The 24,277-nt window shown below is 64.0% G+C and carries 25 protein-coding genes; 13 read left to right on the top strand and 12 right to left on the bottom strand.

The features are described from left to right. Positions 1–289: 289 nt before the first annotated feature. From OOZ63_RS11560 to OOZ63_RS11525, 8 genes are all read left to right on the top strand, one after another. Complete coding sequence (locus OOZ63_RS11560) at positions 290–1,423, top strand: 6-carboxytetrahydropterin synthase (RefSeq protein WP_266005625.1); 1,134 nt, start codon at positions 290–292, stop codon at positions 1,421–1,423. Beyond that, a complete protein-coding gene (queE, locus tag OOZ63_RS11555; RefSeq protein WP_266005624.1) occupies positions 1,420–2,055 on the top strand; it encodes a 7-carboxy-7-deazaguanine synthase in 636 nt (211 codons plus the stop codon). The genes OOZ63_RS11560 and queE overlap by 4 nt, the downstream gene beginning before the upstream one ends. 228 nt (positions 2,056–2,283) lie before the next feature. Then, entirely contained in the window at positions 2,284–2,598 is a 315-nt protein-coding gene (locus OOZ63_RS11550) for a nucleotide pyrophosphohydrolase (RefSeq protein ID WP_266005623.1), read from the top strand. A 20-nt stretch (positions 2,599–2,618) separates the two neighbouring features. Then, the gene (locus OOZ63_RS11545) at positions 2,619–3,284 is read left to right on the top strand and encodes a PolC-type DNA polymerase III (RefSeq protein ID WP_266005622.1); all 666 of its coding nucleotides are present in this window, start codon (positions 2,619–2,621) and stop codon (positions 3,282–3,284) included. A 103-nt stretch (positions 3,285–3,387) separates the two neighbouring features. Then, positions 3,388–3,906 carry a GNAT family N-acetyltransferase gene (locus tag OOZ63_RS11540; protein WP_137945355.1) on the top strand — a complete coding sequence of 173 codons (519 nt, stop codon included), beginning with the start codon at positions 3,388–3,390 and terminating at the stop codon, positions 3,904–3,906. Between the two features lie 144 nt (positions 3,907–4,050). Next, positions 4,051–4,422, top strand: a complete 372-nt coding sequence (locus OOZ63_RS11535; RefSeq protein ID WP_266005621.1) for an AbrB/MazE/SpoVT family DNA-binding domain-containing protein — start codon at positions 4,051–4,053, stop codon at positions 4,420–4,422. Beyond that, positions 4,419–4,880, top strand: a complete 462-nt coding sequence (locus tag OOZ63_RS11530; RefSeq protein ID WP_266005620.1) for a hypothetical protein — start codon at positions 4,419–4,421, stop codon at positions 4,878–4,880. Before OOZ63_RS11535 ends, OOZ63_RS11530 begins: the two co-directional genes overlap by 4 nt. A gap of 43 nt (positions 4,881–4,923) precedes the next feature. Beyond that, positions 4,924–5,142, top strand: coding sequence for a hypothetical protein (locus OOZ63_RS11525; protein WP_137945357.1), 219 nt, complete (start codon positions 4,924–4,926; stop codon positions 5,140–5,142). 6 nt (positions 5,143–5,148) lie between these two features. On the opposite strand, the gene OOZ63_RS11520 is transcribed toward OOZ63_RS11525, so the two are convergent. Continuing rightward, on the bottom strand, positions 5,149–6,186 hold the full coding sequence (locus tag OOZ63_RS11520; protein WP_266005619.1) for a hypothetical protein: 1,038 nt from the start codon (positions 6,184–6,186) through the stop codon (positions 5,149–5,151). A gap of 125 nt (positions 6,187–6,311) precedes the next feature. On the opposite strand from OOZ63_RS11520, the gene OOZ63_RS11515 reads away from it, so the two are divergent. Continuing rightward, positions 6,312–7,292 (top strand): helix-turn-helix transcriptional regulator, encoded by a 981-nt coding sequence (locus OOZ63_RS11515; RefSeq protein WP_266005618.1) that lies wholly within the window; start codon positions 6,312–6,314, stop codon positions 7,290–7,292. On the opposite strand, the gene OOZ63_RS11510 is transcribed toward OOZ63_RS11515, so the two are convergent. The 3 genes from OOZ63_RS11510 to OOZ63_RS11500 all read right to left on the bottom strand — a co-directional run bounded on the left by OOZ63_RS11510 (position 7,277) and on the right by OOZ63_RS11500 (position 9,752). Then, positions 7,277–7,873, bottom strand: a complete 597-nt coding sequence (locus OOZ63_RS11510; RefSeq protein WP_266005617.1) for a cob(I)yrinic acid a,c-diamide adenosyltransferase — start codon at positions 7,871–7,873, stop codon at positions 7,277–7,279. The genes OOZ63_RS11515 and OOZ63_RS11510 overlap by 16 nt on opposite strands. A gap of 60 nt (positions 7,874–7,933) precedes the next feature. Beyond that, positions 7,934–8,176: a hypothetical protein gene (locus OOZ63_RS11505; RefSeq protein ID WP_266005616.1), complete on the bottom strand. Its 243-nt coding sequence runs from the start codon at positions 8,174–8,176 to the stop codon at positions 7,934–7,936. 73 nt (positions 8,177–8,249) lie between these two features. Then, the gene (locus OOZ63_RS11500) at positions 8,250–9,752 is read right to left on the bottom strand and encodes an OmpP1/FadL family transporter (protein ID WP_266005615.1); all 1,503 of its coding nucleotides are present in this window, start codon (positions 9,750–9,752) and stop codon (positions 8,250–8,252) included. Positions 9,753–9,893: 141 nt separating this feature from the next. On the opposite strand from OOZ63_RS11500, the gene OOZ63_RS11495 reads away from it, so the two are divergent. After that, positions 9,894–12,398, top strand: a complete 2,505-nt coding sequence (locus OOZ63_RS11495; protein ID WP_266005614.1) for a penicillin acylase family protein — start codon at positions 9,894–9,896, stop codon at positions 12,396–12,398. Between the two features lie 82 nt (positions 12,399–12,480). Beyond that, positions 12,481–13,902: an FAD-binding oxidoreductase gene (locus OOZ63_RS11490; protein WP_266005613.1), complete on the top strand. Its 1,422-nt coding sequence runs from the start codon at positions 12,481–12,483 to the stop codon at positions 13,900–13,902. Positions 13,903–13,915: 13 nt separating this feature from the next. Here the strand turns inward: OOZ63_RS11490 and OOZ63_RS11485 are convergent, their stop codons facing one another. The 5 genes from OOZ63_RS11485 to OOZ63_RS11465 form a co-directional block, all read right to left on the bottom strand. Continuing rightward, positions 13,916–15,424: a SpoVR family protein gene (locus OOZ63_RS11485; RefSeq protein ID WP_266005749.1), complete on the bottom strand. Its 1,509-nt coding sequence runs from the start codon at positions 15,422–15,424 to the stop codon at positions 13,916–13,918. An 86-nt stretch (positions 15,425–15,510) separates the two neighbouring features. Further along, the gene (locus tag OOZ63_RS11480; protein WP_266005612.1) at positions 15,511–16,791 is read right to left on the bottom strand and encodes a YeaH/YhbH family protein; all 1,281 of its coding nucleotides are present in this window, start codon (positions 16,789–16,791) and stop codon (positions 15,511–15,513) included. Positions 16,792–16,805: 14 nt separating this feature from the next. After that, positions 16,806–18,728, bottom strand: a complete 1,923-nt coding sequence (locus OOZ63_RS11475) for a PrkA family serine protein kinase (RefSeq protein WP_266005611.1) — start codon at positions 18,726–18,728, stop codon at positions 16,806–16,808. A 397-nt stretch (positions 18,729–19,125) separates the two neighbouring features. Further along, positions 19,126–20,043: a ParB/RepB/Spo0J family partition protein gene (locus OOZ63_RS11470; RefSeq protein WP_266005609.1), complete on the bottom strand. Its 918-nt coding sequence runs from the start codon at positions 20,041–20,043 to the stop codon at positions 19,126–19,128. A 16-nt stretch (positions 20,044–20,059) separates the two neighbouring features. After that, positions 20,060–20,596, bottom strand: a complete 537-nt coding sequence (locus tag OOZ63_RS11465) for an RBBP9/YdeN family alpha/beta hydrolase (RefSeq protein WP_266005608.1) — start codon at positions 20,594–20,596, stop codon at positions 20,060–20,062. 51 nt (positions 20,597–20,647) lie between these two features. On the opposite strand from OOZ63_RS11465, the gene argC reads away from it, so the two are divergent. After that, the gene (gene argC, locus OOZ63_RS11460; protein WP_266005607.1) at positions 20,648–21,589 is read left to right on the top strand and encodes an N-acetyl-gamma-glutamyl-phosphate reductase; all 942 of its coding nucleotides are present in this window, start codon (positions 20,648–20,650) and stop codon (positions 21,587–21,589) included. Then, entirely contained in the window at positions 21,589–22,023 is a 435-nt protein-coding gene (locus tag OOZ63_RS11455; protein WP_266005606.1) for a GNAT family N-acetyltransferase, read from the top strand. Before argC ends, OOZ63_RS11455 begins: the two co-directional genes overlap by 1 nt. 13 nt (positions 22,024–22,036) lie before the next feature. Here the strand turns inward: OOZ63_RS11455 and OOZ63_RS11450 are convergent, their stop codons facing one another. From OOZ63_RS11450 to rsmG, 3 genes are read right to left on the bottom strand one after another with little or no spacing between them, the layout of a single operon-like run. Further along, positions 22,037–22,798, bottom strand: a complete 762-nt coding sequence (locus tag OOZ63_RS11450) for a GNAT family N-acetyltransferase (protein ID WP_266005605.1) — start codon at positions 22,796–22,798, stop codon at positions 22,037–22,039. Next, on the bottom strand, positions 22,798–23,568 hold the full coding sequence (locus OOZ63_RS11445) for a ParA family protein (protein WP_266005604.1): 771 nt from the start codon (positions 23,566–23,568) through the stop codon (positions 22,798–22,800). Before OOZ63_RS11445 ends, OOZ63_RS11450 begins: the two co-directional genes overlap by 1 nt. A gap of 60 nt (positions 23,569–23,628) precedes the next feature. After that, positions 23,629–24,276: a 16S rRNA (guanine(527)-N(7))-methyltransferase RsmG gene (gene rsmG / locus OOZ63_RS11440; RefSeq protein ID WP_266005603.1), complete on the bottom strand. Its 648-nt coding sequence runs from the start codon at positions 24,274–24,276 to the stop codon at positions 23,629–23,631. Position 24,277: the final 1 nt, after the last annotated feature.

The following is a 24,277-nucleotide window of genomic DNA, read 5'->3' as shown; positions in this document are numbered from 1 at the left end:
CGCCGGAGTTGTTATCTGTCGGTGTACCGCACCGACCCCAAGCGACGCACATGCTTTGACCGCTTACAAGTGATTGAATCAAAAAGGAAAAAGTAGCTTGTCCACAGACGCAGCGCTGCTCTACTAAGACTACTAATTTGAAAGATAGAAATACCAGTAAGAAGAGCGGAGCGCTTCTCCGCTGTTTTTCCAAGCCTGAGCAGCCGGGGCGGGCTTGATCGCGCGGTTAGCGCACAACGCCAGGCTCATGTCACACTGCGGCCCCGTGTGCATCGCGCCACGGAGCGCCATGCAAACGACCATCACATCCTCCGCCCCACTTCCCTCTACGCTGTACTCGGCTTCCTGCGGTTTCGAAGCCGCCTGCCAGATCTCGGCCTTGCCCGAGGGACATCGCAGCCGCGGTCTGCACGGCCACAGCTATCTCGCCACCGTCAGGGCCGCGCTGCCTCCCCAATGGGCGCCTTTTCCAGGTGCCGAGGTCGAGGAATTGCGGCGGCGGCTGGAAACTTGTCTGGCGCCGCTGGACCACGGCTTGTTGAACACCACGCTGGAACAGCCGACCGACGAGAACATCGCGCGCTGGATCAAAAAGCGTCTAGAGCAGACCTTCGATGTGCCGGGTATTCAGCAGATCGGTATCCAGAGCACCGCGCACAGCGGGGTCGATCTGGATGTCAGCGGCCGTGCCCATGTCTGGCGGCGCTACCGCTTCCAGGCCGCGCACCAGTTGCCCAACGTGCCGCCCGGACACAAATGCGGCCGCATGCACGGCCATGGCTTCGAGGCCATCGTTCATGCCAACCAGGATCTGGGCGAGCGAGATCTGAGCATCGACTACGACCATCTGGATGAGGTCTGGGCGCCCTTGCACATGCAGCTGAACTACCAGTGCCTCAACGAGATCGAGGGTCTGGACAACCCCACCAGCGAGGTGATCTCCGCCTGGCTGTGGCAGCGGCTGAAGCCACAACTGCCCGAGCTTTCCTGGGTCACGGTCTATGAAACCGGCTCCTGCGGCGCCAACTTCGACGGCCTGCAGTACCGGATCTGGAAGGAGCTGACCCTGGACAGCGCGATTCAGCTCAAGCGCGCGCCGGCCGGCAGCCCGCTGCGGGCGATTCATGGTCACACCTACACCTTGCGCCTGCACCTGAGCGCCGAGCTCGACGCGCTGAAGGGCTGGACTGTGGACTTCGGCGATGTCAAAACACGCTTCGATCCGATCTTCAAGGCCATCGACCACCGCCCGCTCTACGAGATCGCCGACCTGCCCGATGGCGACAGTGCGAGCCTGGCGGCCTGGGTGCTGGCCAAGGGCCGGGTCGTGCTGCCGCAGCTGGACCGGGTCGATATGTACGAAACCCGCGGCAGCGGCGCCATCGTCAGCGCCTCGGGCATTGATGATCTGATTCCGGTATGACCTACGCTGTCAAAGAGATTTTCTATACCTTGCAGGGCGAGGGCGCGCAGGCGGGCCGGGCCTCGGTGTTCTGCCGCTTTGCCGGCTGCAATCTGTGGAGCGGCCGCGAGCAGGACCGGGCCAGTGCCGTTTGCAACTTCTGCGACACCGACTTCGTCGGCACCGATGGACAAGGTGGCGGCAAGTTCGCCACGGCCGAGGACCTCGCCGCCGCGATTGCCTCGCGCTGGCCAGCAGATCGGCCTGGCAGGCCTTATGTGGTCTGCACCGGGGGGGAGCCCCTGCTGCAGCTTGACGAGGCGCTGATCGCGGCCCTGCACGCCCGAGGCTTCGAAATCGCGGTAGAGACCAATGGCACACAGCCTGCGCCCGAGGGTTTGGACTGGATCTGTGTCAGCCCCAAGGCCGACAGCGAGATCGTGCTGACCCGCGGCCATGAGCTGAAGCTGGTCTATCCGCAGCCGGCCGCTATGCCCGAGCGCTTTGCCGGCCTGGACTTCGAGCATTTCTTTTTGCAGCCCATGGATTCGCTGCTGAAGGCCCAGCACACCCGCGCGGCGGTAGCCTATTGCATGGAACATCCGCAATGGCGGCTGAGCGTGCAGATGCACAAGGTCATCGGCATCGAGTGATTGAATAAGTTTGTGGATAAGTATTGAGCAAGTGGGCGCTTATCCACAGTGGCGCCTTTCATGGCCAAGTTGTTGTCTGCTCGGCCCTGCGCTGTCCCGTCTTCGGCGCACAGACTTTTGGCACCGCTAAGTCTTTGAAACCAAAGCAACTTTGCCAGCTGTCCACAGCAGGCTGCCGGCTTTACTACGACTACCAAGTTAAAAGATCTAAATACAGAGATTGAAGACATGGACATCCGGAACCTGCAGCAGCGGCTGCGCCAGTTCGCCGCCCAGAGGCAGTGGCAGCCCTACCAGACGCCTAAGAACTTGGCGATGGCCATGGTGGTAGAGGCGGCCGAGCTTGTGGAGATCTTTCAGTGGATGACGCCGCAGGAGTCGCAGGCGATTGCGCAGGACCCTGCCAAGCTTGAGCATCTGGGCGATGAAGTTGCCGATGTGATGCTCTACTTGCTACAGATTGCCGATCACAGCGGCGTCGATATGGAGGCGGCGGTCGAGCGCAAACTGGCCAAGAATGCCCTCAAGTACCCCCCACCCTGAAGCGCTTATCTCTCACCCGTATGCAGACCATCGCCGTCATCGACTTTGAAACCACCGGCCTCGGACCCGGCGCGGGTGGCCGTGCCACCGAGATCGCGGCGGTGCTGGTGCGCGGCGGCGAGATCGTCGGCAGCTACCAGAGCCTGATGAACAGCGGTGCCTGGGTGCCGCCCTTCATCGAGCAGCTCACAGGTATCAGCAATGCGATGCTGGCCCAGGCGCCCGACTCGGCGCGGGTAATGCGCGAGGTGGCCGAGTTCACACGCGGCTGCCCTTTGGTGGCGCACAACGCCTCGTTCGACCGTGGCTTCTGGTTCCACGAGTTGGAGCGGGCCGGCTGCGAGCGCGACAGCGCCCATGAGTTCGCCTGCACCGTGCTGCTGGCGCGCCGGCTCTACCCGCAGGCGCCGAACTGCAAGCTCGGCACGCTGGCCCAGTTCCATGCGCTGCCAGACATGGGCCGGGCCCACCGCGCGCTGGCCGATGCACAGACCACCGCCCATCTGTTGCTGCGCGTGCAGGCCGACCTCGCGCAACGCTTTGCGCGCGAGCTCGGGCCTTTGCAGGTCGAGCATGCGCTACTGGCACGGCTGCAGCGCACGTCCAAGACGGCTTTGCAACGCTGTGTATCCGACTACGCCGGGCCGCTGCTGGCGGCACGCAGTCCGGCACTGGCCGCGAACTGACAGCAGAAAAAAACGCGCTGTCAAGCGCTCATCGAGGCGCTTTAGGGGCGCAAAATTCCGCCCTTCCGTTTTTGTTTGAGTTCCCAGAGTTCTATTCATTCGTATGTCGAGTATTCAGGTCCGTCCGGCCACCCTGCGTGACGCCAAAGCCATTGCCGAAATCCATGTTGCAGCCTGGCAGGACGCGTACAAGGGGCTGCTGCCCGATGCCGCACTGGACGCGCTGTCGGTGCAAAAGCGCCAGGCTTTCTGGCGTGAGGCCATCGATCTTTGCGAGCCCCAGGTGCTGGTGGCCCATATCGACAACGAGGTGATGGGTTTTGTCGGGTTCGACCGCTCCCGCGACAAGGGCACGCCGTCGACCACTGGCGAAATCTGGGCCATCTATGCCTCGCCGGTGCATTGGGAGAAGGGCGTCGGCCTGGCCCTTTGGGATGCGGCCCGCGATGGCCTGCAGGAAGAAGGTTGCACCAAAGTCACCTTGTGGACTTGGTTGCGCAATGAGCGCGCACTGCGTTTCTTCGAGCTGGCCGGCTTCAAACGCGAGCTCGGCAGCACCAAGACCACCGAGGTCAGCGGCGTACGTCTCGAAGAGCTGCGCCTGCAGCGTTCGCTGGTCTAAGACCTTCACTCCGCTGATCAAGCGCCCTTCAAAGGGCGCTTTTTTTCGACTCTCCGATTCATATGGGTCAGCTAATTCCTGCGTACTTTCCGGCGTTCGGAAAACGCTAAAGTAATGGCCCCTTACTTTCCACAAGTCCTCCAAGTGCTGGCCAAGATCACCTCTAAGAATCAATTGACGCTGCCCAAGAGCGTGACTCAGGCCCTCGGGCCGGTGCAGTACTTCGAGGTGCAGGAGAGGGCCGGGCAAATCATCCTGACCCCGGTACGCATCCAGCGCGGGGACGCGCTGCGGGCCAAGTTGGCCGAACTGGCCATCGACGAGAAGACGCTGGATGCGGCGCTGGACTGGGCCCAGAAAGCAGCGGCAAAACCATTGAGTGCTAAAAAGACCGCGCCGGCCAAGAAACCTGCGGTCAAGAAGCTGGTGGCGGCGCGTAAGACGACGGCGGCGAAACCATCGAGTGCTGTCAAGCCTGCCGTCAAGACAGTCAGCAAGCGCAAGACCGCGCGATGAGCACCGCTCGTCGATTGTCAACACCGGACGCTGCGCCGGCCGTGGTGTTCGACACCCGGCTGCTGCTGGGCGCCCTGTTGTCGGGCGACGCCCGCGGGCAGCGGCTGCGCCAGAGCTGGCAGCTCGGACGCTGTCAGGCCTTGGTTGATCCGGCCAGCGCACGGGCGCTGATGCTGGCGCTGGCCTGCCCGTTGCTGGGGCTGTCTACGACACAGCAGCATGAGTTGCTAGCCGACTATCTGCCTTATGCCCAGGTGTTACCGGCCGAGGCGGCGCGAGCTGCCAGGACCGCGCGGCTGCCGGCCTTTGAGCAGCTCGCACTGAGCCTGGCACAGGGGGCGCGCGGCCGTGTACTGGTCAGCGACAGCAGGGCTTTGCGGGCGCGTGTCGCACGTTCAGGCAAGCCCGATTTCAAGCTGCTGGGCAGCGAGGAATTTTTGGCGGCGCTGAGGGTTTGACGGGGCGGCAGCGTCACGCAAGCTCTGCTAGATTCGCCCACCGATGAGCAACTTCGACCGATCAATTTCCAGCGGCATGTGGCGCGTGGTGTTCTATGAGCGCCGTGGCAACCGCGTACAGATGGACCGCACTGGTCCCTGGTTACCCAACAAGAAGCTGGCCGAGCAATGGGCGCACTGGTTTGGCGAGCGCGGTCACCATGTGGCCTTGCAGGACCAAAGCGGCGGCATGGAAAAAGTCAGCCAGGGTTTGCCGGGCTGACTTTCGTCAAGCGGCCGCCCGGTAGCCGCCGCGTTCCAGCGCCCAGCCCTCGGTGGCGGTCAGGCGCGGATGGCGCTGCACATGGACGGTGCTCAGGCGCTTGGCGGCGGCGCGCTGCACGAGCTTCTCGGCCTGGGCGGCGTTGAGCTGCAGCGCGAAACGAACCCAGCGCTTTTGCACCAGTGCATCGCTCCAGGCGTCTTCGAGCGCCCAACGGATGTCCTGGGCGTCGGTCAGCGCTGCGACCCGCAGCACCCGGGGTGCCAGCGCCATCAGGAAGCGGTTGAAGTCGGTACGTAGCGCATCGCCCGGCAGCAGAGCCTCGATGCGCGCCAGCCGTGCGCTCCAGCCCGGTGTCGCGAGCTGGCGGGTCACCAGCGCCTGCAGCGCTTGGATCGGGTTGAACAGGCGCAGCCGGTTCGGCGGCAGCAGATGCAGCGGGATCATCGCCGCTTCTTCATGGGACAGCTCGGTGACGAAGCTGCACAGCACCGCAACCCGCTGCCATTCGGCCGGGCCCAGGCCGGCGATGCGCTTGAAGGGGCCGTCACTGACACTGCGGGCGATCTCGTTCGCCTCAGCCCAGCCATGGGCGGCCTTGGCCGCATTGGCGCCGGCACTCATCATCGCCAGATTGCCTGCGGCATAGCCTGCATCGTTACGGACGCGGTCGATGGAGACCTGGCCCAGCAGCGGCTGGCGCAGGATGGGGCAGTAGTCGACCGCGATTTGCTGCAGATAGTTGGGCGTGACTTGCACATCCTCGAAGCTGCGCCCGCGTGCCCAGGCATGGGTGCGCAGTTGCAGCCACAGCTGGGTATGGCGGGAGGGCTTCAGCGTGCGGCGGCCGAAGGTCGCCGAGCCTGCTTGCCATCCCTGCAGCAGCGGCGACTGCGCATAAAGATGGGTCACCGGCGGCGCTACCCCATGGTGGGCGAAATCCCAGCCGAGCTCGAAGCCGAGGCTGGCATTGGCCGGTGTGGCCTCTTCGACGGGGAGGATACCCAGTTCCATCTGGGCGGATGCTTCTGCGATCTGTGCCATGAGGTGCTCCGGTTGCGGCTGCCATCGATTTGTCAGCAACCATGTGGCACAGTGTCTGGCCTCACTAGCTCATGGGATGAGCCAGTAAGAGCCCGGGAAAGAAATCAGGGAAAGATGGCCACAGCATGGACAGGACCGAGCGCTTCTACAAGATCGAGCTGCTGATACGCGGGCGTGAATGTGTCAGTTTTGCGACCTTGCTGGAGGCGCTGGAGGTGTCGCCGGCAACCTTGAAGCGAGATTTGCAGTACCTGCGCGAGCGCATGGATGCGCCGATCGAGTACGACGCGCTGGCCAATGGCTACCGTTTTGGCCAGCAATGGCGCGGCCAGCAGCATGAGCTGCCTGGGGTCTGGTTCAACGAGAAAGAGCTGCATGCGCTGCTGACCATGCACCAGTTGCTGTCGGGGCTCGACGAGAACGGCATCCTGAGCCGACATCTGCAGCCGATGTTCGACAAGCTGACCGGCATGCTGGGCACCGATGCGGCCGAGGCCAAGGAGATGACGCGGCGCGTCAAGCTGATCAGCACCGCTCGCCGACGCGTGGCCAGCGAGTATTTCGAGACAGTCGGCAGCGCCGTGGTGCAACGCCAGAAGCTGCGCATCAGCTATCGCAAGCGCGGCAAGGGCGGCGGCACGGTGGGCTCGCGGGTGGTATCGCCGCAGCGCCTGGTGCATTACCGCAACACCTGGTATATGGATGCTTGGTGCCACCAAAGCGAGGGCCTGCGCCGCTTTGCGCTGGACGCGATGGAGGCTGCCGAGTTGCTGGACGAGAAGGCCAAGCCGGTGGCACTGAAGGCGCTGGAGAGCGAGCTGGACCAGGGCTATGGCATTTTTGCCGGTGGCCAGACCCAGCAGGCACGGCTGGTGTTCAGCGCCGAGGCGGCGGCCTGGGTCTCACGCGAGGAGTGGCACGCCAGCCAGCAAAGCGAGTGGCTGGCGGACGGGCGTTGGCAGCTGGTGGTGCCGTATGTGGACGCCACCGAGCTGTTGATGGATCTGCTTCGCCATGCCGGGCAGGTCGAGGTGCTGGCGCCGCCTGCGCTGCGCCAGGCGTATGCGAAGCGGCTCAGGGAGGCGGCGGCTCAGCTGGACTGCTGATCGTCGGCGGCGTCCTGGCGCTTCAGGCGCTCGCTGTGCCAATAGACATCGTCACCACCCAGCCCGTCGAGGTTGGCGCGGTTGAGCACGCGGGCCAGCACGAAGAGCAGATCGGAGAGGCGATTCAGATACTGGCGCGGCGCTGCGTTGATGCTCTCTTGCGCGGCCAGCGTGACGACGGCGCGCTCGGCGCGGCGGGCCACGGTACGGCAGACATGGGCGATCGCGGCGCTTCGCGTGCCAGCCGGCAGGATGAACTCCTTGAGCCGTGGCAGGGCGGCGTTGTAGTGGGCCAGAGCCTCGTCCAGGCGCAGCACGGCGTCCATCTTCAGCAGCTCATAGCCGGGCATACACAGCTCGCCGCCGAGATTGAAGAGCTCATGCTGGATCGTGATCAGTAGTTCGCGGACATCGTCGGGCAACGGCTCGGCCAGCAGCACGCCGATCTGCGAGTTCAGCTCGTCGACGTCGCCCATGGCCTGCACACGCAGGTGGTCCTTGGGTACGCGGCTGCCATCACCCAGGCCGGTGGTGCCGTCGTCGCCGGTACGGGTTGCGATTTGAGAGAGTCGGTTGGCCATGTGGCTTGATGTCTGCGGATCTTGGGGAGACCCGCATCTTGCCCGAGTTCGGCCTTGGGGTCAGCCGCGCCTGCCGCTTCGGTGAAAGTCCGGCTTGTGGGCGGCGCCCGGGCCGCGATGCGGAACTTGGCCGGAGCGGCCCTGATAGGGGCCGTGAGCAGAGTCCGCCGGCGGCAGGGCAGTGCCCTTGTTGCCGAGCTTGAGCCACTCGCGCCAGATCAGGCCCATCAGATCGAAGCGCAGCGCGCCGATCAGGGCCAGCACAAGGACGAGCAGCAACAAAAGGCTGGCGGAATCCGACATGGCCGACCTCCTTCATCAGGAACAGGGCTCTATGGTGGCACCGGCCGGCCTTGGCGGCAAGCCGGCGCCGGGCTCAGAACTGATGGTTGTACTGCAGGCCGAACAGGGCCGAGCTCAGCTGATAGCGACCGCGCAGCGTGGCGCAGCTGGACGTGTTGCCGGCCGTGTTGCAGACCGCGGAGCCGACTGCATTGCGCTGGCCGCCGTTGTCGAACATATCGATCTGGCTGTCGGCCACATGGATATAGCTCATCGCGAAGTCCACCGAGCGCTTGTTGTCGAGCTTCCAGTTGAAGCCACCGGACAACCAAGTACGGTCGTTGTCTGGGATCGACGGGGTGCGACGGGCCGCGGTCACCGGCGACTGGTCGAAGGCCACGCCACCTCGCAGGGTCAGCGCATCGCTCCATTTGTAGTTGATGCCCAGCGAGGCACGCACCGTGTCTTCCCAGCGCTGCGGCGTGGTCGAGTCGGGCAGGTTGTTGGCGAAGTCGATGCGCAGCTCCTGGAAGCGCGAATGCTTGGTCAGGGTCACATCACCCATCACCGCGAACTTCTTGTCATGCTCCTTGTAGAAGGAGAAGGACAGCGATTCCGGCGTGTTGACCTTCAGGCGGGCATCGCTGTCGGTATAGAGGCCGACCAGGCGCTGCTGAACCTGGGTGCCAGCGCCAGGCAGGGCAGCGTTGAGCAGCGCACCAAGATTGCCGGCGGGGGTCTGCACCTGCCATTGCGAATCGCCCTTGAGCTGATGCTTGATCCGCGAACGGTAAGCGATGCCGAAACGCGTGCTCTCGTCATAGTGGTACATCAGGCCCAGGTTGAAGCCCAAGCCCCAGTCCTTGCCCTCGACATCGACCCGGCCCGAATAGGTCGGATTGCCGGAGACCTGCTTGATCAGGCCGCCCAGCTGGTTGATCACAGCGGCGCGCACCACGTCCAGCGGTACGCCCGGTGCCGCGTTCGCAGCCACTTGCTGCTCGATCACCAGATTCATCGCGCCCGAGCCGAAATCGGCGGCCTTGGACAGCTTGCCTTCGATGTGCTGGGCCGTCAGGCCGGCACCCAGGCTGAGCTTGTCGTTGACCTTGAAAGCGATCGAGGGATTGAAGGCCAGGGTCTTCAGCTCGGTGCCGATGCTGTTGTAGCGGCCGGTCCAGTCGGCCGAATATTCGCTCTTGGAGCCGAAGGGTACGAAGATACCCAGACCCAGGCTCAGACGATCCGAGTACTTATGGGTGATATAGCCATGGGGTACGGCCGTGGCTTCGACGAATTTGCCACCGTTGCTGCCGCTGATGGGCAGGCCCAGCGAGGTGACGGTGCCCTGGTCCTTGAACTTGCCCTCGGGCACGACGACATTGAGCACGCCGCTGGTGCGCGTGCCGTCCAGGCGGGTCATGCCGGCCGGGTTGTAGAACACGACCGTGGCATCGCCAGCTTCCGCGGCGTTGGCATTGGCCGTACCCTGGGCAGAGGCCGACTGCGAGCCGAAGTGATAGCCCGAAGCCATCACGGAGGAGGCGCTGAGAGCGGACAGCAGACCAAGCAACAAAGGGGTGGGGGCGAATCGCATGCTGTCTCCGTGTGTTTTGAGGGTAGGCCGGGTAGCTGGCCTTTTGCATTTGATGATAGCCTGCCTGACGTATACGGAAGCCCGCTCTGCGTTACGGCTCGCACAGGCCGTTGTCGCGATAAAACACTAAGGAGACACCCGATGACAAGACAGACAAAAACCCCGGCCAGCCAACGCAGGCAAGGCCTGACTCCCGTTGCCGGCGCCTGCAGCCTGCTGGCCCTGGCTGCGCTGCTGAGCGCCTGTGGCGGCTCCGGCGATGCCGATCCGACCGCGCCGCCACCGCCGGCCGCGCCCGGCTTCGCCGCCGAGATCCGCTACACCAGCTACGGTGTGCCCCATATCAAGGCCGACAACTTCAAGGGCGCCGGCTATGGCTACGGCTACGCTTTTGCCGAAGACCATGTCTGCCTGTTCGCCCAGGAGCTGGTGACGATGCGCGGCGAGCGCTCACGCTATTTCGGCGACTTCGATGCCAAGGGTGTGCCGATCAACTACCTGGGCCAGTTCGGTGCCGCCACGCCCAATCTAGCCTCCGACTTCTTCTATAAGCTGCACCTGACCCCGGCCCTGGCGCAGGCGATGCGGGCTGCCGCCGGCGCCGACACGCGCGATCTGGTCAGCGGCTTTGTGGCCGGCTACAACCGCTACCTGCGCGACAAGGGCGTCAACGGGCTGCCGGTCGAGTGCAAGGGTGCGGCCTGGGTCAAGCCGATGACCGAGGACGAGGCCTACTGGCGCTTTAGCCAAGCGGCGATGGCCGGCAGCTCGATCCAGTTCATCGAGGCCATCGGCGGTGCTCAGCCGCCGGTCGTCAAGGTGGCGGCGGCCCCGGCTTTGAGCGCCAAGGCACTGAAGACGCAGCGTAGCCAGCTCGCGGTGCTGAACAGCCCGCTGGTGCAGGCCACCAACCCGCTGTTTGAGCACGCGGTCGGCTCGAATGGCTATGGCCTGGGCAAGGACGTGACGCAAAGCGGTGCCGGCATGGTGCTGGGCAATCCGCACTTCCCCTGGTGGGGTGCGCTGCGCCTGCACAAGCTGCACCTGACCATTCCCGGCAAGCTCGATGTCTTCGGCTCCACTTTGCTGGGTGCGCCGGTGCCGCTGATCGGTTTCAACAAGGACGTGGCCTGGACCCACACTTTCTCGACCGACAACCGCTTCACGCTGTTCCAACTCAAGCTGGACCCGGCCGACCCGACTCGCTACCAGGTCGACGGTACCTACAAGGCGATGAGCAAGACCGCGCTGACGGTTGAGGCGCTGCAGCCCGACGGCAGCCTGAAGACCCATCAGCGCACTCTGTACGGCACCGACTTCGGCCCGCTGCTCAGCGACGGCGCCACCTTCAGTTGGAGCGGTGCGGCGGCCTTTGTGATCCGCGACGCCAACTACACGAACTACAAGTTGATCGACCAGGCGCTGCTCAACAGCATGTCCACCAGCGCCGAGAGCCTGCGACAGAACCTGGCTACGCACAACGCGATGCCTTGGGTCAATACGATGGCGGCCGACAAGAACGGCAAGGCCCTCTACGCCAACTACTCGGTGGCGGCCAATGTCAGCGATTCCCAGCTGGCGGGCTGCGTCAACAGTCCCACGGGACAGTTCCTGCTGGCCACACGCGGCCTGGTGCTGATGGACGGTAGCAAGAGCAGCTGCCAGTGGACGGGCGCGATCCCGGCCGCCCAGCGGCCTTATGTGCTGCGCGACGACTACATCGTCAACGCCAACGACAGCCACTGGCTGCCCAACGAACACGAGCGCCTGACGGGCTTCCCGAAGATCATCGCCACCGGGCCTGACGCCGAAGGCATGCCCCAGGGCGAGCGCACCCGCATGGGCATCGTCCAGGTCAAGGACCGTCTCAGCAATGCCGACGGCCTGGGCGGCAACCGCTTCACCCTCGCCAACCTGCAGCAGGTCTATGCCAAGAGCCGCTTCTTCCGCGCCGAGATGTGGCTGGACGAGTTCCTGGCCGCCACCTGCGCTGGCAAGGCGCAGCCCATCGTCGTCAAGGGAACGAACGGCGTCGACACCGACATCACCAAGGCCTGCGGCGTGCTTGCCATCTGGAAGAAGACCGAGGGTCTGACCGATCCGGGCGCGCTGCTGTTCCGCAAGCTCTATGAGCTGGCCGGCGAGCTGGAGGAGGCCAGCTACTGGCGCGTGCCCTTCAGCCCGGCCGACCCGGTGATGACGCCGCGCGGATTCAACACCGCCAACACCAAGGCCGTCACCTTGCTCGCGGACACGGTGCAATGGTTCTCGACGAACAAGTTTGCACTGGAGGAGGTCAACGCGCGCAAGCAGGTGATCATTCGCGACAGCGCGCCCATCCCCTTCCCGGGCGGCCGCTACACCTTTAACAATGTACGCGGCAATCTGGGCGCCTCGGGCCTGTATGGTGATCCCGTCTATGGCAACAGCTATATGCAGTTTGTCACCTTCGATGCCAACGGTCCGGTGGCTGAGGGGGTGCTGACCTACTCGCAGTCCAGCCATCTGCTGTCGCCACACTTCTCGGACCAGACCAAGCTCTACTCGGACATTTTCCTGAAAGGTGCCAAGTGGGCCAAGCTGCCCTTCAGCGAGGCCGAGATCAAGGCCGACCCGGCCTACAAGAGCATGAGCATCAGCGAGTGAGCGTCAAGGTCTGGGCGCATCGCGCTCAGACCGCTGCCGCAAACGCGCAAAATGGGCGCTTCGGACACCCGGAGCGCCCGCAATGAACGCCTCTTCCCCTCCCGCCCATCTCCTCGCCGCAGAGCGCCGGCCCTTGCCGGCTGTGATGCTGGAGCGGCTGAAATCCCGCTTTGCCGAGCGCTGCGTCACCGCGTTGGCGGTGCGCGAGCAGCATGGCCGCGATGAGTCGCCTTTCGATGTAGCGCCGCCCGATTGCGTGGTGTTTGCGCAGAGCACCGAGGACGTGGCCTTTGTGCTGGCCTTGGCACATGAACACCATGTGCCGGTGATCCCCTATGGGGCCGGATCCTCGTTGGAGGGCCATCTGCTGGCCGTACAGGGTGGTGTGAGTCTGGATGTTTCGCGGATGAACGAGATCCTGCGCGTCAACGCCGAGGACCTGACTGTGACGGTACAGGCCGGCGTTAGCCGCAATCAGCTGAACAACGAGATCCGGCACAGCGGCCTGTTCTTTCCGATCGACCCCGGTGCCGATGCCTCGCTGGGCGGCATGGCGGCGACACGGGCCAGCGGCACGAACGCGGTGCGCTACGGCACGATGCGTGAGAACGTCCTGGGGCTGACGGTGGTGACGCCTCAGGGCGAGGTCATCCGCACCGGGTCGCGCGCCCGCAAGAGCAGCGCCGGCTATGACCTGACCCGCCTGTTCGTCGGCAGCGAGGGCACGTTGGGTGTGATCACCGAGGTGAGCCTGCGCATCTATCCGCTGCCCGAGGCGCTGTCTGCGGCGATCTGCTTCTTCCCCAGCATTGATGCGGCGGTGCAGACCACGATGCAAATCATCCAGATGGGCGTGCCGATCGCGCGCTGCGAGCTGCTGGATGCGCACTCGGTGCGAGCCGTCAATCTGCACGACAAGCTGGGCCTGCGCGAGGCGCCGATGCTGCTGATGGAGTTCCATGGCTCGCAGGCCGGCGTGGCCGAGCAGGCCCAGACCGTGCAGGAAATCGCCCGCGAGTTCGGTGGCGAGGACTTTGAGTGGGCGACCACGCCCGAGGCCCGCACCAGGCTCTGGACCGCGCGCCACCATGCCTATCTGTCGGCGCTGCAGACCAAGCCCGGCTGCCGCTGCGTCACGACCGATACCTGCGTGCCGATCTCGCGCTTGGCCGAGAGCATCAATGAGTCGGTACGCGAGGTCGAGGAGGCCGGACTGCCTTATTTCATCGTCGGCCATGTCGGCGACGGCAACTTCCACCTGGGCTACCTGATCGACCCGACGATCCCCTCGGAGCGCGAGACCGCCGAGCGACTCAGTGCCCAGATGGTGCAGCGCGCGCTGCGCCTGGAGGGCACCTGCACCGGCGAGCACGGCATCGGACTGCACAAGCAGGGCTTTTTGGTCGAGGAGGCCGGGGAGGGCGCCGTGGACGTGATGCGTCAGCTGAAAAAGGCTCTGGATCCCCGGAACATCATGAATCCGGGCAAGATCTTCGCGCTTTGACCCTGCGGTGGGCTCAATGCTCGGGGGCGGGTACGCTCCATCGCTTGGTGATATCGCCCTTGTCGTTGGCGCTCTCCATATGGACGCCGAAGCCCCACAGCCGCGCCACATGCTTGAGCACCTCCTGCGCGCTCTCATGCAGCGGCCGGTTCTGATGCTGGGTGTGGCGCAGGGTCAGCGAGCGGTCGCCGCGCAGATTGACGTTCCAGACCTGGATATTGGGCTCCCGGGTACTGAGGTCGTACTGGCGTGACAAGGCTTCGCGCACATGCTGGTAGCCGGCCTCGTCGTGGATGGCCGAGATCTCGTACTCGCGCTGCGCGGCGTCATCGACGATGGAGAACAGCCTGAACTCGCGCATCAGATGCGGACTCAGATACTGCCCGATGAAGCTCTCGTCCTTGAAGTTGCGCATCGCATGGTCCAGCGTCGGCAGCCAATCGGCGCCGGCCAAATCGGGGAACCAGCGGCGGTCCTCGTCAGTGGGCTTTTCGCAGATGCGCTTGATGTCGGTGTACATCGCGAAGCCCAGCGCATAGGGGTTCAGATTGGCCATCGGCGGCTGCGCCACCACATTGGTGTGGGACTTGAGCCACTCGATCATCATGCCGTCGCTGAGGTAGCCATCGTCATACATCTGGTTGAGCAGCCGGTGGTGCCAGAAGGTGGCCCAGCCCTCGTTCATCACCTGGGTCTGGCGCTGCGGATAGAAGTACTGCGCGATCTTGCGCACGATGCGAACGATCTCCCGCTGCCAAGGCTCCAGCAAGGGTGCATTCTTCTCGATGAAGTACAGCAGGTTTTCCTGTGGCTCCTCGGGAAAGCGTCGCACCTCCTTCTCTTCTTCGGCCTTCTCGGCGCGGCGCGGCAAGGTGCGCCAGAGGTCGTTGATCTGCTGCTGGGCATAGGCTTCGCGGTCGTGCAGGCGGGCACGCTCCTGGGCCAGCGATAGCTTGGCGGGTCGGCGGTAGCGGTCGACGCCGTGGTTCATCAGCGCATGGCAGGAGTCCAGCGTCTGCTCGACGGCATCCAGGCCATGGCGCTCCTCGCACTCGGCGACGAAGTTCTTCGCGTAGACCAGATAGTCGATGATGGACGAAGCGTCGGTCCACATGCGAAACAGGTAGTTGCCCTTGAAGAAGCTGTTGTGGCCGTAGCAGGCATGGGCGATCACCAGGGCCTGCATGGCCAGCGTGTTCTCCTCCATCAGATAGGCGATGCAGGGGTCGGAGTTGATCACGATCTCGTAGGCCAGGCCCATTTGGCCGCGCGAGTAGTTGCGTTCGGTGGCGATGAACTCCTTGCCGTAGCTCCAGTGCCGGTAGTTGACCGGCATGCCCACCGAGGCATAAGCGTCCATCATCTGCTCAGAGCTGATGACTTCTAGCTGGTTGGGATAGGTGTCCAGGCCGTAGCGCTCGGCCGTGGCCCGGATGACGTCGTGGTAGTCCTCGATCAGACCAAAAGTCCAGTCGCTGGGAGAGGGCAGCAGCGCACCGGGACGTTGCTTCAGCGGCAGCATCTGCCGCAGTGGCTCATGGTGGCGACGTCCACCGTATTCATGCTTGTCAGGGGCGATGCCGATATTGCGGCGGTTCTCGATCACGCTCATTTGTTGACCCCTTCCTTCTTGAACAGCTCGCGAAAGACCGGGTAGATCTGCGCGGCCTCGACGGCCTTGCGCATCGCGAAGTGGCCGACTTCGTCGCTGAGCTTGGCGTACTCCTCCCAGAGGTTTTGCTCGGCCTCGGCCACCTGCACATAGGCGAAGTAGCGGCACAGCGGCAGGATCTTGTCGGCCAGTAGCTCGCGGCAACGGCCGCTGTCATGGTGCCAGTTGTCGCCGTCGCTGGCCTGGGCGCCATAGATGTTCCATTCGCTGCGCGGATAGCGCTCCCGGATGATCTCTTCCATCAGCACCAGGGCGCTGGAGACCACGGTGCCGCCGGTCTCGGTGGCGTGGAAGAAATTCTGCTCGTCGACCTCCTGGGCCTGGGTGTGGTGGCGGATGAAGACCACCTCGATCTTCTCGTAATGCCGGGTCAAGAACAGATAGAGCAAGATGAAGAAGCGCTTGGCCAGATCCTTGCGGCTCTCGTCCATTGAGCCGCTGACATCCATCAGGCAGAACATCACGGCCCGGCTGGTCGGCACCGGCACCCGCACGCGGTTGCGAAAGCGCAGATCGATCGGGTCGAGAAAGGGAATGGCCTTGATGCGTTGGCGCAGAAACTGGATGCGGGCCTCGGTTTCCTGCAGCGCTGCGAGCACATCGGGCTTGCGAGCATCCTCGCGGTGCAGCAGGTCCAGCCGCTCCTGCAGCTCGAGCAGCTCGCGCCGCTTGCTCGTACCCAGCGCGATGCGGCGGCCCAAGGCGCCGCGCATCGAGCGCACCACGTGCAGATTGGTTGGCGTGCCGTCCGAGACATAGCCGGCGCGGTGGCTTTTGTACTCGGGTGTGTCAGCCAGCTGGGTGCGTTCCAGATTGGGCAGGGCCAGGTCATCAAAGAAGACCTGCATGAACTCCTCGCGGCTGAGGTGAAAGACGAAGTCGTCCTCACCCTCGCCTGAATCGCTGGCCTTGCCGCCACCTTGGCCACCGCCGCCACCGGGTGGCTTGGCGATACGGTCACCACGTACGTGCTCGGTATTGCCGGGCCGCACCACTTCGCGTACACCGCCCTCGCCGTGGCCGAACACCGGCTCGCTGAGGTCCTTCTTCGGGATGCGCACCTCTTCGCCGCGCTCCATATCGCGGATGCCGCGGCCGTCGACGGCCCGCTTCACCGCCTCGCGGATCTGCTCCTTGTGGCGGCGCAAAAAGCGCTCGCGGTTGCCTATCGACTTGTTTTTCCCTGACAGCCTGCGATCGATGATTTGTTGAAGCATCGGGGCTCCTCAGATCATGAGCTCTTGCGGACTCTGAGATACCACTCGCACAGCAAACGCACCTGCTTGGCCGTGTAGCCCTTGTCCACCATGCGCTGGACGAAGTTCTCATGCTTCTTGGCCTCGTCGGCGCTGGCCTTGGCATTGAAGCTGATCACCGGCAGCAGCTCCTCGGTGTTCGAGAACATCTTCTTCTCGATCACGGTGCGCAGCTTCTCGTAGCTGGTCCAGGCCGGGTTCTTGCCGGCATTGTTGGCGCGGGCGCGCAGCACGAAGTTGACGATTTCGTTGCGGAAATCCTTGGGATTGCTGATGCCCGCCGGCTTCTCGATTTTCTCCAACTCGCCGTTCAGCGCCGAGCGGTCGAAGACTTCGCCGGTATCGGTATCGCGGTACTCCTGATCCTGGATCCAGTAGTCGGCATAGGTGACGTAGCGGTCGAAGATGTTCTGGCCATACTCGCTATAGCTCTCCAGATAGGCGGTCTGGATCTCCTTGCCGATGAACTCGGCATAGCGCGGTGCCAGCAGTTCCTTGATGAAGCCGACGTACTTCTGCTCGGTTTCGGCGGGGAACTGTTCGCGTTCGATCTGCTGCTCCAGCACATACATCAGGTGCACCGGATTGGCCGCCACTTCGGCGCTGTCGAAATTGAAGACCTTGGAGATGATCTTGTAGGCGAAGCGGGTCGAGACGCCGCTCATGCCCTCGTCGACACCGGCGTAGTCGCGGTACTCCTGATAACTCTTGGCGCGCGGGTCGGTGTCCTTGAGGTTGTCTCCGTCATAGACCTGCATCTTCGAATACAGCGAAGAGTTTTCCGGCTCCTTGAGCCGGGTCAGGATCGCGAACTGGCTCATCATCTTCAAGGTGCCGGGCGCGCACTTGGCCTGTGCCAGCGAGGAGCCGCGGATCAGCTTCTCATAGATTTTGACCTCCTCGGAGACGCGCAGGCAGTAGGGCACCTTGACGATGTAGATGCGGTCGAGGAAAGCCTCGTTGTTCTTGTTGTTGCGGAAGGTCTTCCACTCGCTCTCGTTGCTGTGCGCCAGCACGATGCCGTCGAAGGGAATTGCGCCAAAGCCTTCGGTGCCCTTGAAGTTGCCCTCTTGAGTGGCGGTCAGCAGCGGATGCAGCACCTTGATCGGCGCCTTGAACATCTCGACGAATTCCAGCAGCCCCTGGTTGGCCAGGCACAGGCCGCCGGAATAGCTGTAGGCATCGGGATCGTCCTGCGCGTAGGTCTCGAGCTTGCGGATGTCGACCTTGCCGACCAGCGATGAGATGTCCTGATTGTTCTCGTCGCCCGGTTCGGTCTTGGCCACGCCAATTTGCTTGAGCACGCTGGGATAGCGCTTGACGACCTTGAAGCGACGGATGTCGCCGCCGAACTCCTCAAGCCGCTTAACGGCCCAGGGGCTCATCACGCGGTTCAGGTAGCGCAGCGGGATGCCATATTCCTTCTCCAACAGCGGGCCGTCCTCGGCCGCATTGAACAGGCCCAGCGGCGACTCGTTGACGGGTGAGCCGGCCAGCGCGTAGAAGGGAACCTGCTCCATCAGGTACTTGAGGCGCTCGGCGATAGAGCTCTTGCCACCGCCGACCGGGCCCAGCAGATAGAGGATCTGCTTTTTCTCCTCCAGTCCCTGCGCGGCATGGCGGAAATAGCTGACCACCTGCTCTATCGCGTCCTCCATGCCGTAGAACTCAGCGAAGGCGGGATAGATCTTGATGGTCTTGTTTGCGAAGATGCGCGACAGCCGCGTGTCGTTGCGGGTGTCCACCATTTGCGGCTCGCCGATGGCCTGCAGCATTCGCTCGGCGGCGGTGGCGTAGGCGAGGGGATTGCGTTTGCACTCGGCCAGATACTCTTCGAGAGAGATCTCTTCAACCCTTGTGCGTTCGTAGCGAGCGGCGAAGCTGCTGATCACGTCCATGCTGACCTCCTGTGTCGGGGTGAGACGGCGCGGGTCATGGGCCACCCGGCGTCGTCTGGGAAGTTCTGATGGCGCCCCTAAATCTGGGCCGAGGCGTCATCAGAGCTTTCCGAGGTTCAGCGTGATCTCTTCAACTCTAGCTTCGTTCAAGGCGTCTGCCTTGAAGACAGGATAAGCCCTGTCTTAGTCCTTCAACACGTCGAATGCTCCCTGCGTTGACACCATGCTACGCCCTTCTGTGATTTTTCGTGCAAGGCAAGACCTGACCCCCTGAGTACCCCCCCGAAAACGGTGGATGGGCAGCGCATATCAATATGCATAGGGCGTGCCAGCTTTGCTCGGCGCCGATAAAAAAGCCGTGAACGAGTCACGGCTTTGCACGGCTTTACTTGCGGATTTACTGCGGGCCGCGCAGTCGGTCGATCAGCCCGTTGAGTTCGTCCAGCGAGCCGAACTGGATCGACACCTCACCCTGCTCGCCGCGCTTGGTGCGCTTCTTCACGCGCACCTCGACCTGGGCTGTCAACAAATCCGACAGCTCTTCCTCCAGGCGCAGGAGGTCGCGGCTCTTGTCGTTCTTGACGCGTAGCAAGGGCGACTGGCGGCCCGCGCCCTGATGGCGTGCGACCAGCTTTTCGGCCTCGCGCACGCTGAGCTTCTTGGCGGCGATCTCGGTGGCCGTGGTGATCTGGTGGGCGCCGTCCAGCGGCAGCAGCGCGCGGGCATGGCCCATGTCCAGATCGCCAGCCATCAGCATGTTCTGCACCGGTTCGGCCAGCTGCAGCAGTCGCAGCAGATTGCTGGCGGCGCTGCGCGAGCGGCCCACCGCCTGGGCAGCCTGCTCGTGGGTCAGGCCGAACTCCTCGGTCAGGCGCTTCAGGCCTTGCGCTTCTTCTAGCGGGTTCAGGTCCTCGCGTTGGATGTTCTCGATCAGGGCCATCGCGGCCGCGGCCTCGTCGGGTACCGTCTTGACCAGCACCGGCACTTCGCGCAGTCCCGCCAGCTTGGCGGCGCGAAAGCGCCGTTCCCCGGCGATGATCTCGTAGCGAGCCTCGCCGTCCTTGGAGGACTCGGCGCTGATGGGGCGCACCAGGATGGGCTGCATGATGCCCTGACCCTTGATACTCTCGGCCAGCTCGTACAGCGAGCCTTCGTCCATGCGCGTGCGCGGCTGGTATTTGCCGGCCTGCATCAGCTCCAGGCGCAGGCTGCTGGGCTCGCCGTCGCGGGCTGCGGCGCCAGCGTTCTCGCTGACTTTGGGGCCCAGCAGGGCTTCCAGGCCCATGCCGAGGCCTTTGGGTTTTTTCGTGACCATAGGGGTGGATTGTCGCTTATGACCTCAGTGAGGCCAGCAAGGCCTGACCCTCGGGCCAGTCGCCCAGGCCGGATTCGCTGTTCAGATGGCCGCGTGGGCCGGCGATCACCAGTTCGGCACCCCAGTCGGCCGCCATCTGGCTGGCGCGTGCCGGATCGCAGTAGGGGTCGTCGCTGCTGACCACGGCGATAGCCTTGAAGGGCAGGCGCGGGCGGCGGATGGGCCGCCAGTTGTGCAGCTGCGGGGGCATATGCTCGGCCTCGGTATCGGGTGGCGCCACCATGAGGGCGCCAATGACCCGCGACGCGTGTTGCGAGTGCGCGGCCCAGGCAGCTACGAGCTGGCAGCCCAGCGAGTGTGAGACCAGCACAGCGGGGCGCGGATCGGTCAGCAGCACCTCGTCGAGCCGGGCCATCCAGTCACCACGCCGCGGCCATTGCCAGTCGGCCTGCTCGACGCGCTGATAGCCGAACTGCCGCTCCCAGCGGCTTTGCCAATGATCGGGGTCGGAGTTCAGCCAACCCGGCAGCAACAATACGCGTTCGTCTGACATCGTCATGCTTTATGCTTCGCTTCCTTTGTTGCTCATTGTGCTGGAGATGTCATGACGTACGCGGTGTTTGTGGATGGCCAAGAAGGCACGACCGGCCTGCGTATTCATGAGTATCTGGCCGCGCGTCGAGACATCGAGGTGCTGCGCATCGATGCAGACAAGCGCAAGGATCCGGCTGAACGCGCTCGCCTGCTGAACGCGGCCGACGTCGCCTTCTTGTGCCTGCCCGACGCGGCATCGCGCGAAGCGGCCGCGATGATCAGCAATCCCAACACCTGTCTGATCGACGCCAGCACCGCGCACCGCACGGTGCCCGGCTGGGCCTTCGGTTTGCCCGAGCTGGCGCGCGAGCAGCGCGCCAAGATCCGCGCCGCCAAGCGCATTGCCAATCCCGGCTGCCATGCCAGCGCCTTCATTCTGGCTCTGCGCCCGCTGGTCGATGCCGGCCTGCTGCCGGCTGATGCCTTGGTGTCGGCGACTTCGATAACTGGCTACTCGGGCGGCGGCAAATCGATGATTGCGCAGTACGAGGCCGGCGGCGATGCCAAGCTCGATTCGCCGCGCCCCTATGCGCTGGGTCTGGCCCACAAGCATCTGCCCGAGATGATGGCCCACACGGGGCTGAAGACAGCGCCGGTGTTCATGCCCATCGTCGGCAAGTTCTACAAGGGCCTGGCGGTCACCGTGCCCCTGCACCTGAGCCAGCTGCGCGCCGGCGCCAAGGCCGAGGACATCCAGCAGGCCTTGGCGGCCCATTACGAAGGCGAGCGCTTCATTCGCGTGATGCCGCTGCGCGATGCGGTGACTTTGGAAGAGGGCTTTTTCGATGTGCAGGCCTGCAACGACACGAACCGGGTCGATCTGTTTGTGTTCGGCAGCGAGACGCAAGTGCTGGTGATGGCACGGCTGGACAATCTCGGCAAGGGCGCCAGCGGCGCCGCCGTGCAGGCGATGAATGTGCACCTGGGCCTGGACGAAGGCCTGGGCCTCTGATGAGCTCAGCGCGGCAATGGCGTCGCGATGACGCCGTGCCGCAGGCGGCGCTGGAGGCGATCCGCGACGGCGTCATCAGCCATGGTCGCCAGCAGGCCCAGGGCAGCGATGCGGCTGAAATTGCCTGTGCGCTGTACGAGGGCGAGGACTTGGTCGCCGGTGCCTGGGGCCGGACCGAGTTCCAGCGCCTTTATGTCAGCTATTTGTGGGTGCGCGACGGTGATCGCGGCCAGGGCCTGGGCGGCGACTGCCTGCGCCAGCTGGAGGCTCAGGCATTGCGTCGTGGCTGCGTTGATGCCTTGATCGAGACCCTGCTGGACGAAGTGGCCGAGATCTACGAGCACCTCGGCTATGCCTGCATCGCCCATGTCCACGACTTTGTACCCGGCTTCACGCGCCACACCTTGCTGAAGGTCTGGAAGCCGCGCGACTGAGCCGCGCCCTCAGTCAGTCCACGGCGGCCGGGTTGTCGCTGCGGTAGTGGTAGCGGTAGGCGAAGCGAAATCCGAGGCGGGTGTACAGGCGCTTGGCGATCTCGTTGTCAGTGCCGACCTGCAGATAGGCCTGCGCTGCGCCCTGGGCCTTGGCGGTCTGCAGCAAGGCACTGCACAGCTGCTGGGCATGGCCCAGGCCACGCTGCTCGGGTGGCGTGAAGATGTCATAGAGGCCGACGATATCGCCCTCTCGGACGAATTGCCCGCAGGCCAGCAACTGCCCCGCGCCGCCTTGCAGCACAAAGCCCTGATAAGGTACAGGAGCGGCCTGCATGCGCTCGGCATGCGCAGCGATCGCGCCGGCACTGGAGCCGCGCAGCTCGCCTACGATCTGCGCGTAGCGCGTGGCTTCGATGCCTTGCAGCCGCTCATTGACGGCCGGCAACTCATCGAGGTGAGGGCGCACCATCACATCGGCCGGATCAAACTCGAACCAGCCTTTGGCTGCCAGCTGGACGTCCAGATCGGCCGGTTGACTGAAGGGGGTGATGCGCACGATCAGCGGCAGATCGGCCGCATCGAAGGCTTGCCGGCACCGGCCCAGCAAGTGCTCCAGCGCTGTGCTGCCCGTGCTCAATGCATTGACGCAACGCGAGCGCTTGGCCTTGCCCGGCGACAAGCGAATCAGCCAACCGTCGACCCGGGCTTGCTGGGGTGGGGCGCTGGCATTGAGGCCGGCCTCTTCGGCGCGACGCGCCAGCTCTTCGAGTCCCATCACATCGCTCCGACGCGACGCACCATCTCCCGGGCGAATTCGACAAAGGCTTGCGCGCCCTTGGACGCGGGGTCGAACACCACGCCCGGCAGGCCGTAACTGGGTGCTTCGGCCAGGCGCACATTGCGGGGAATCACGCTGTCAAAGACCTTATCACCAAAGTGGCTCTTCAGTTGCTCGCTGACCTGCTGCTGCAGCGTGATGCGTGGGTCGAACATCACCCGCAGCAAGCCGATGATCTGCAGGTCCGGGTTCAGATTGGCATGTACCTGCTTGATCGTGTTGACCAGGTCGGACAGGCCTTCGAGCGCGAAGTACTCGCACTGCATCGGCACGACCACGCCATGGGCCGAGCACAGGCCATTCAGGGTCAGCATCGACAGCGATGGTGGGCAGTCGATCAGCACAAAGTCGTAGTCGTCCTTGGCTGCAGACAGCGCACCCTTGAGGCGGCGCTCACGGCGGTCCAGTTCGACCAACTCGACCTCGGCGCCGGCCAGCTCGCGATTGGCACCGAGCACGTCATAGCCGACCTTGTCATTGCGCTGCTTGGCCTCGGCGATGCTTGCAGATTCCAGCAAGACGTCATAGACGCTCAACTCCAAGGCGCGCTTGTCGATGCCCGAGCCCATCGTGGCATTGCCCTGAGGGTCTAAGTCGACAACCAGCACCCGTTGGCCGACCTGGGCCAGACCGGCCGCGAGGTTGACCGTCGTGGTGGTCTTGCCGACCCCCCCTTTTTGATTGGCAATGCAGAAGATTTTGGCCATGGTCTAGTTTTTCTCAGCAGGCAGCGATGGTAGCCCGGATGGGCGGGGCAAAAGCCCGGATCAGGCCCGCGGCTTGATCCAGATGAGACAACGCTGGGCATCGAGCCCGGGCACCTGCAGCTGTTCCACGTGAAACACATCAAGATCGGAGGGGAGGGCGGCTAACTCCTCGGCAGGGTGCTGCCCCTTCATGGCCAGCCATATCGCTCCGGATTCGGTGTTGGGTTTCAGGTGCTGACGAGTCAGCGTCGTGAAGTCCAGTAGGGAGGCAAAGGCGCGTGAGGTGATCACGTCGAAGGGAGGGGTCTCCAGTGCCTCAACGCGCGAGTGCTCACCGTGCAGATTCGACAAAGCCAGCTCAGCAGCGACCTGCTTGATGAAGCTTGCCTTCTTGGCGACGGCATCGACGCAGGTGACGTCGATGGAGGGGTCACAAATTGCCACGACTACGCCCGGCAAGCCGCCGCCGCTGCCCACATCCATCATGCGCAGGGCTTGGCCCTTGGCATGCCGACGCAAGGCAGGAATCAAGCTGAGGCTGTCCACCAGATGCTGGGTCAGCATGGCCTGGGGTTCGCGCACGGCGGTGAGGTTGTAGACCTTGTTCCACTTCTGGATCAGTGCCAGATAGGTCAGCAGTTGATCGAGTTGCGCCTCGGTGAGCGCCAGGCCCAGTTCGGTGGCGGCGTCGGCCAGCGCCGGCTTCATG

The sequence above is a fragment of the Paucibacter sp. PLA-PC-4 genome, from assembly GCF_026241155.1.
Lineage (GTDB): Bacteria > Pseudomonadota > Gammaproteobacteria > Burkholderiales > Burkholderiaceae_C > Roseateles_E.
This window is presented reverse-complemented; position numbering and strand designations above follow the sequence as displayed.

Bases quoted from the DNA above. Each gene is read 5' to 3' on its own strand.
- OOZ63_RS11545 (WP_266005622.1), top strand. From the start codon at position 2,619: ATGCAGACCATCGCCGTCATCGACTTTGAAACCACCGGCCTCGGACCC.
- OOZ63_RS11450 (WP_266005605.1), bottom strand. From the start codon at position 22,798: ATGGGACTCGAAGAGCTGGCGCGTCGCGCCGAAGAGGCCGGCCTCAAT.
- OOZ63_RS11470 (WP_266005609.1), bottom strand. From the start codon at position 20,043: ATGGTCACGAAAAAACCCAAAGGCCTCGGCATGGGCCTGGAAGCCCTG.
- OOZ63_RS11515 (WP_266005618.1), top strand. From the start codon at position 6,312: ATGGACAGGACCGAGCGCTTCTACAAGATCGAGCTGCTGATACGCGGG.
- OOZ63_RS11475 (WP_266005611.1), bottom strand. From the start codon at position 18,728: ATGGACGTGATCAGCAGCTTCGCCGCTCGCTACGAACGCACAAGGGTT.
- queE (WP_266005624.1), top strand. From the start codon at position 1,420: ATGACCTACGCTGTCAAAGAGATTTTCTATACCTTGCAGGGCGAGGGC.
- OOZ63_RS11500 (WP_266005615.1), bottom strand. From the start codon at position 9,752: ATGCGATTCGCCCCCACCCCTTTGTTGCTTGGTCTGCTGTCCGCTCTC.
- OOZ63_RS11495 (WP_266005614.1), top strand. From the start codon at position 9,894: ATGACAAGACAGACAAAAACCCCGGCCAGCCAACGCAGGCAAGGCCTG.
- OOZ63_RS11520 (WP_266005619.1), bottom strand. From the start codon at position 6,186: ATGGCACAGATCGCAGAAGCATCCGCCCAGATGGAACTGGGTATCCTC.
- OOZ63_RS11465 (WP_266005608.1), bottom strand. From the start codon at position 20,596: ATGTCAGACGAACGCGTATTGTTGCTGCCGGGTTGGCTGAACTCCGAC.
- OOZ63_RS11455 (WP_266005606.1), top strand. From the start codon at position 21,589: ATGAGCTCAGCGCGGCAATGGCGTCGCGATGACGCCGTGCCGCAGGCG.
- OOZ63_RS11485 (WP_266005749.1), bottom strand. From the start codon at position 15,424: ATGCTGCCGCTGAAGCAACGTCCCGGTGCGCTGCTGCCCTCTCCCAGC.
- rsmG (WP_266005603.1), bottom strand. From the start codon at position 24,276: ATGAAGCCGGCGCTGGCCGACGCCGCCACCGAACTGGGCCTGGCGCTC.
- OOZ63_RS11560 (WP_266005625.1), top strand. From the start codon at position 290: ATGCAAACGACCATCACATCCTCCGCCCCACTTCCCTCTACGCTGTAC.
- argC (WP_266005607.1), top strand. From the start codon at position 20,648: ATGACGTACGCGGTGTTTGTGGATGGCCAAGAAGGCACGACCGGCCTG.
- OOZ63_RS11505 (WP_266005616.1), bottom strand. From the start codon at position 8,176: ATGTCGGATTCCGCCAGCCTTTTGTTGCTGCTCGTCCTTGTGCTGGCC.
- OOZ63_RS11445 (WP_266005604.1), bottom strand. From the start codon at position 23,568: ATGGCCAAAATCTTCTGCATTGCCAATCAAAAAGGGGGGGTCGGCAAG.
- OOZ63_RS11550 (WP_266005623.1), top strand. From the start codon at position 2,284: ATGGACATCCGGAACCTGCAGCAGCGGCTGCGCCAGTTCGCCGCCCAG.
- OOZ63_RS11540 (WP_137945355.1), top strand. From the start codon at position 3,388: ATGTCGAGTATTCAGGTCCGTCCGGCCACCCTGCGTGACGCCAAAGCC.
- OOZ63_RS11480 (WP_266005612.1), bottom strand. From the start codon at position 16,791: ATGCTTCAACAAATCATCGATCGCAGGCTGTCAGGGAAAAACAAGTCG.
- OOZ63_RS11510 (WP_266005617.1), bottom strand. From the start codon at position 7,873: ATGGCCAACCGACTCTCTCAAATCGCAACCCGTACCGGCGACGACGGC.
- OOZ63_RS11525 (WP_137945357.1), top strand. From the start codon at position 4,924: ATGAGCAACTTCGACCGATCAATTTCCAGCGGCATGTGGCGCGTGGTG.
- OOZ63_RS11490 (WP_266005613.1), top strand. From the start codon at position 12,481: ATGAACGCCTCTTCCCCTCCCGCCCATCTCCTCGCCGCAGAGCGCCGG.
- OOZ63_RS11530 (WP_266005620.1), top strand. From the start codon at position 4,419: ATGAGCACCGCTCGTCGATTGTCAACACCGGACGCTGCGCCGGCCGTG.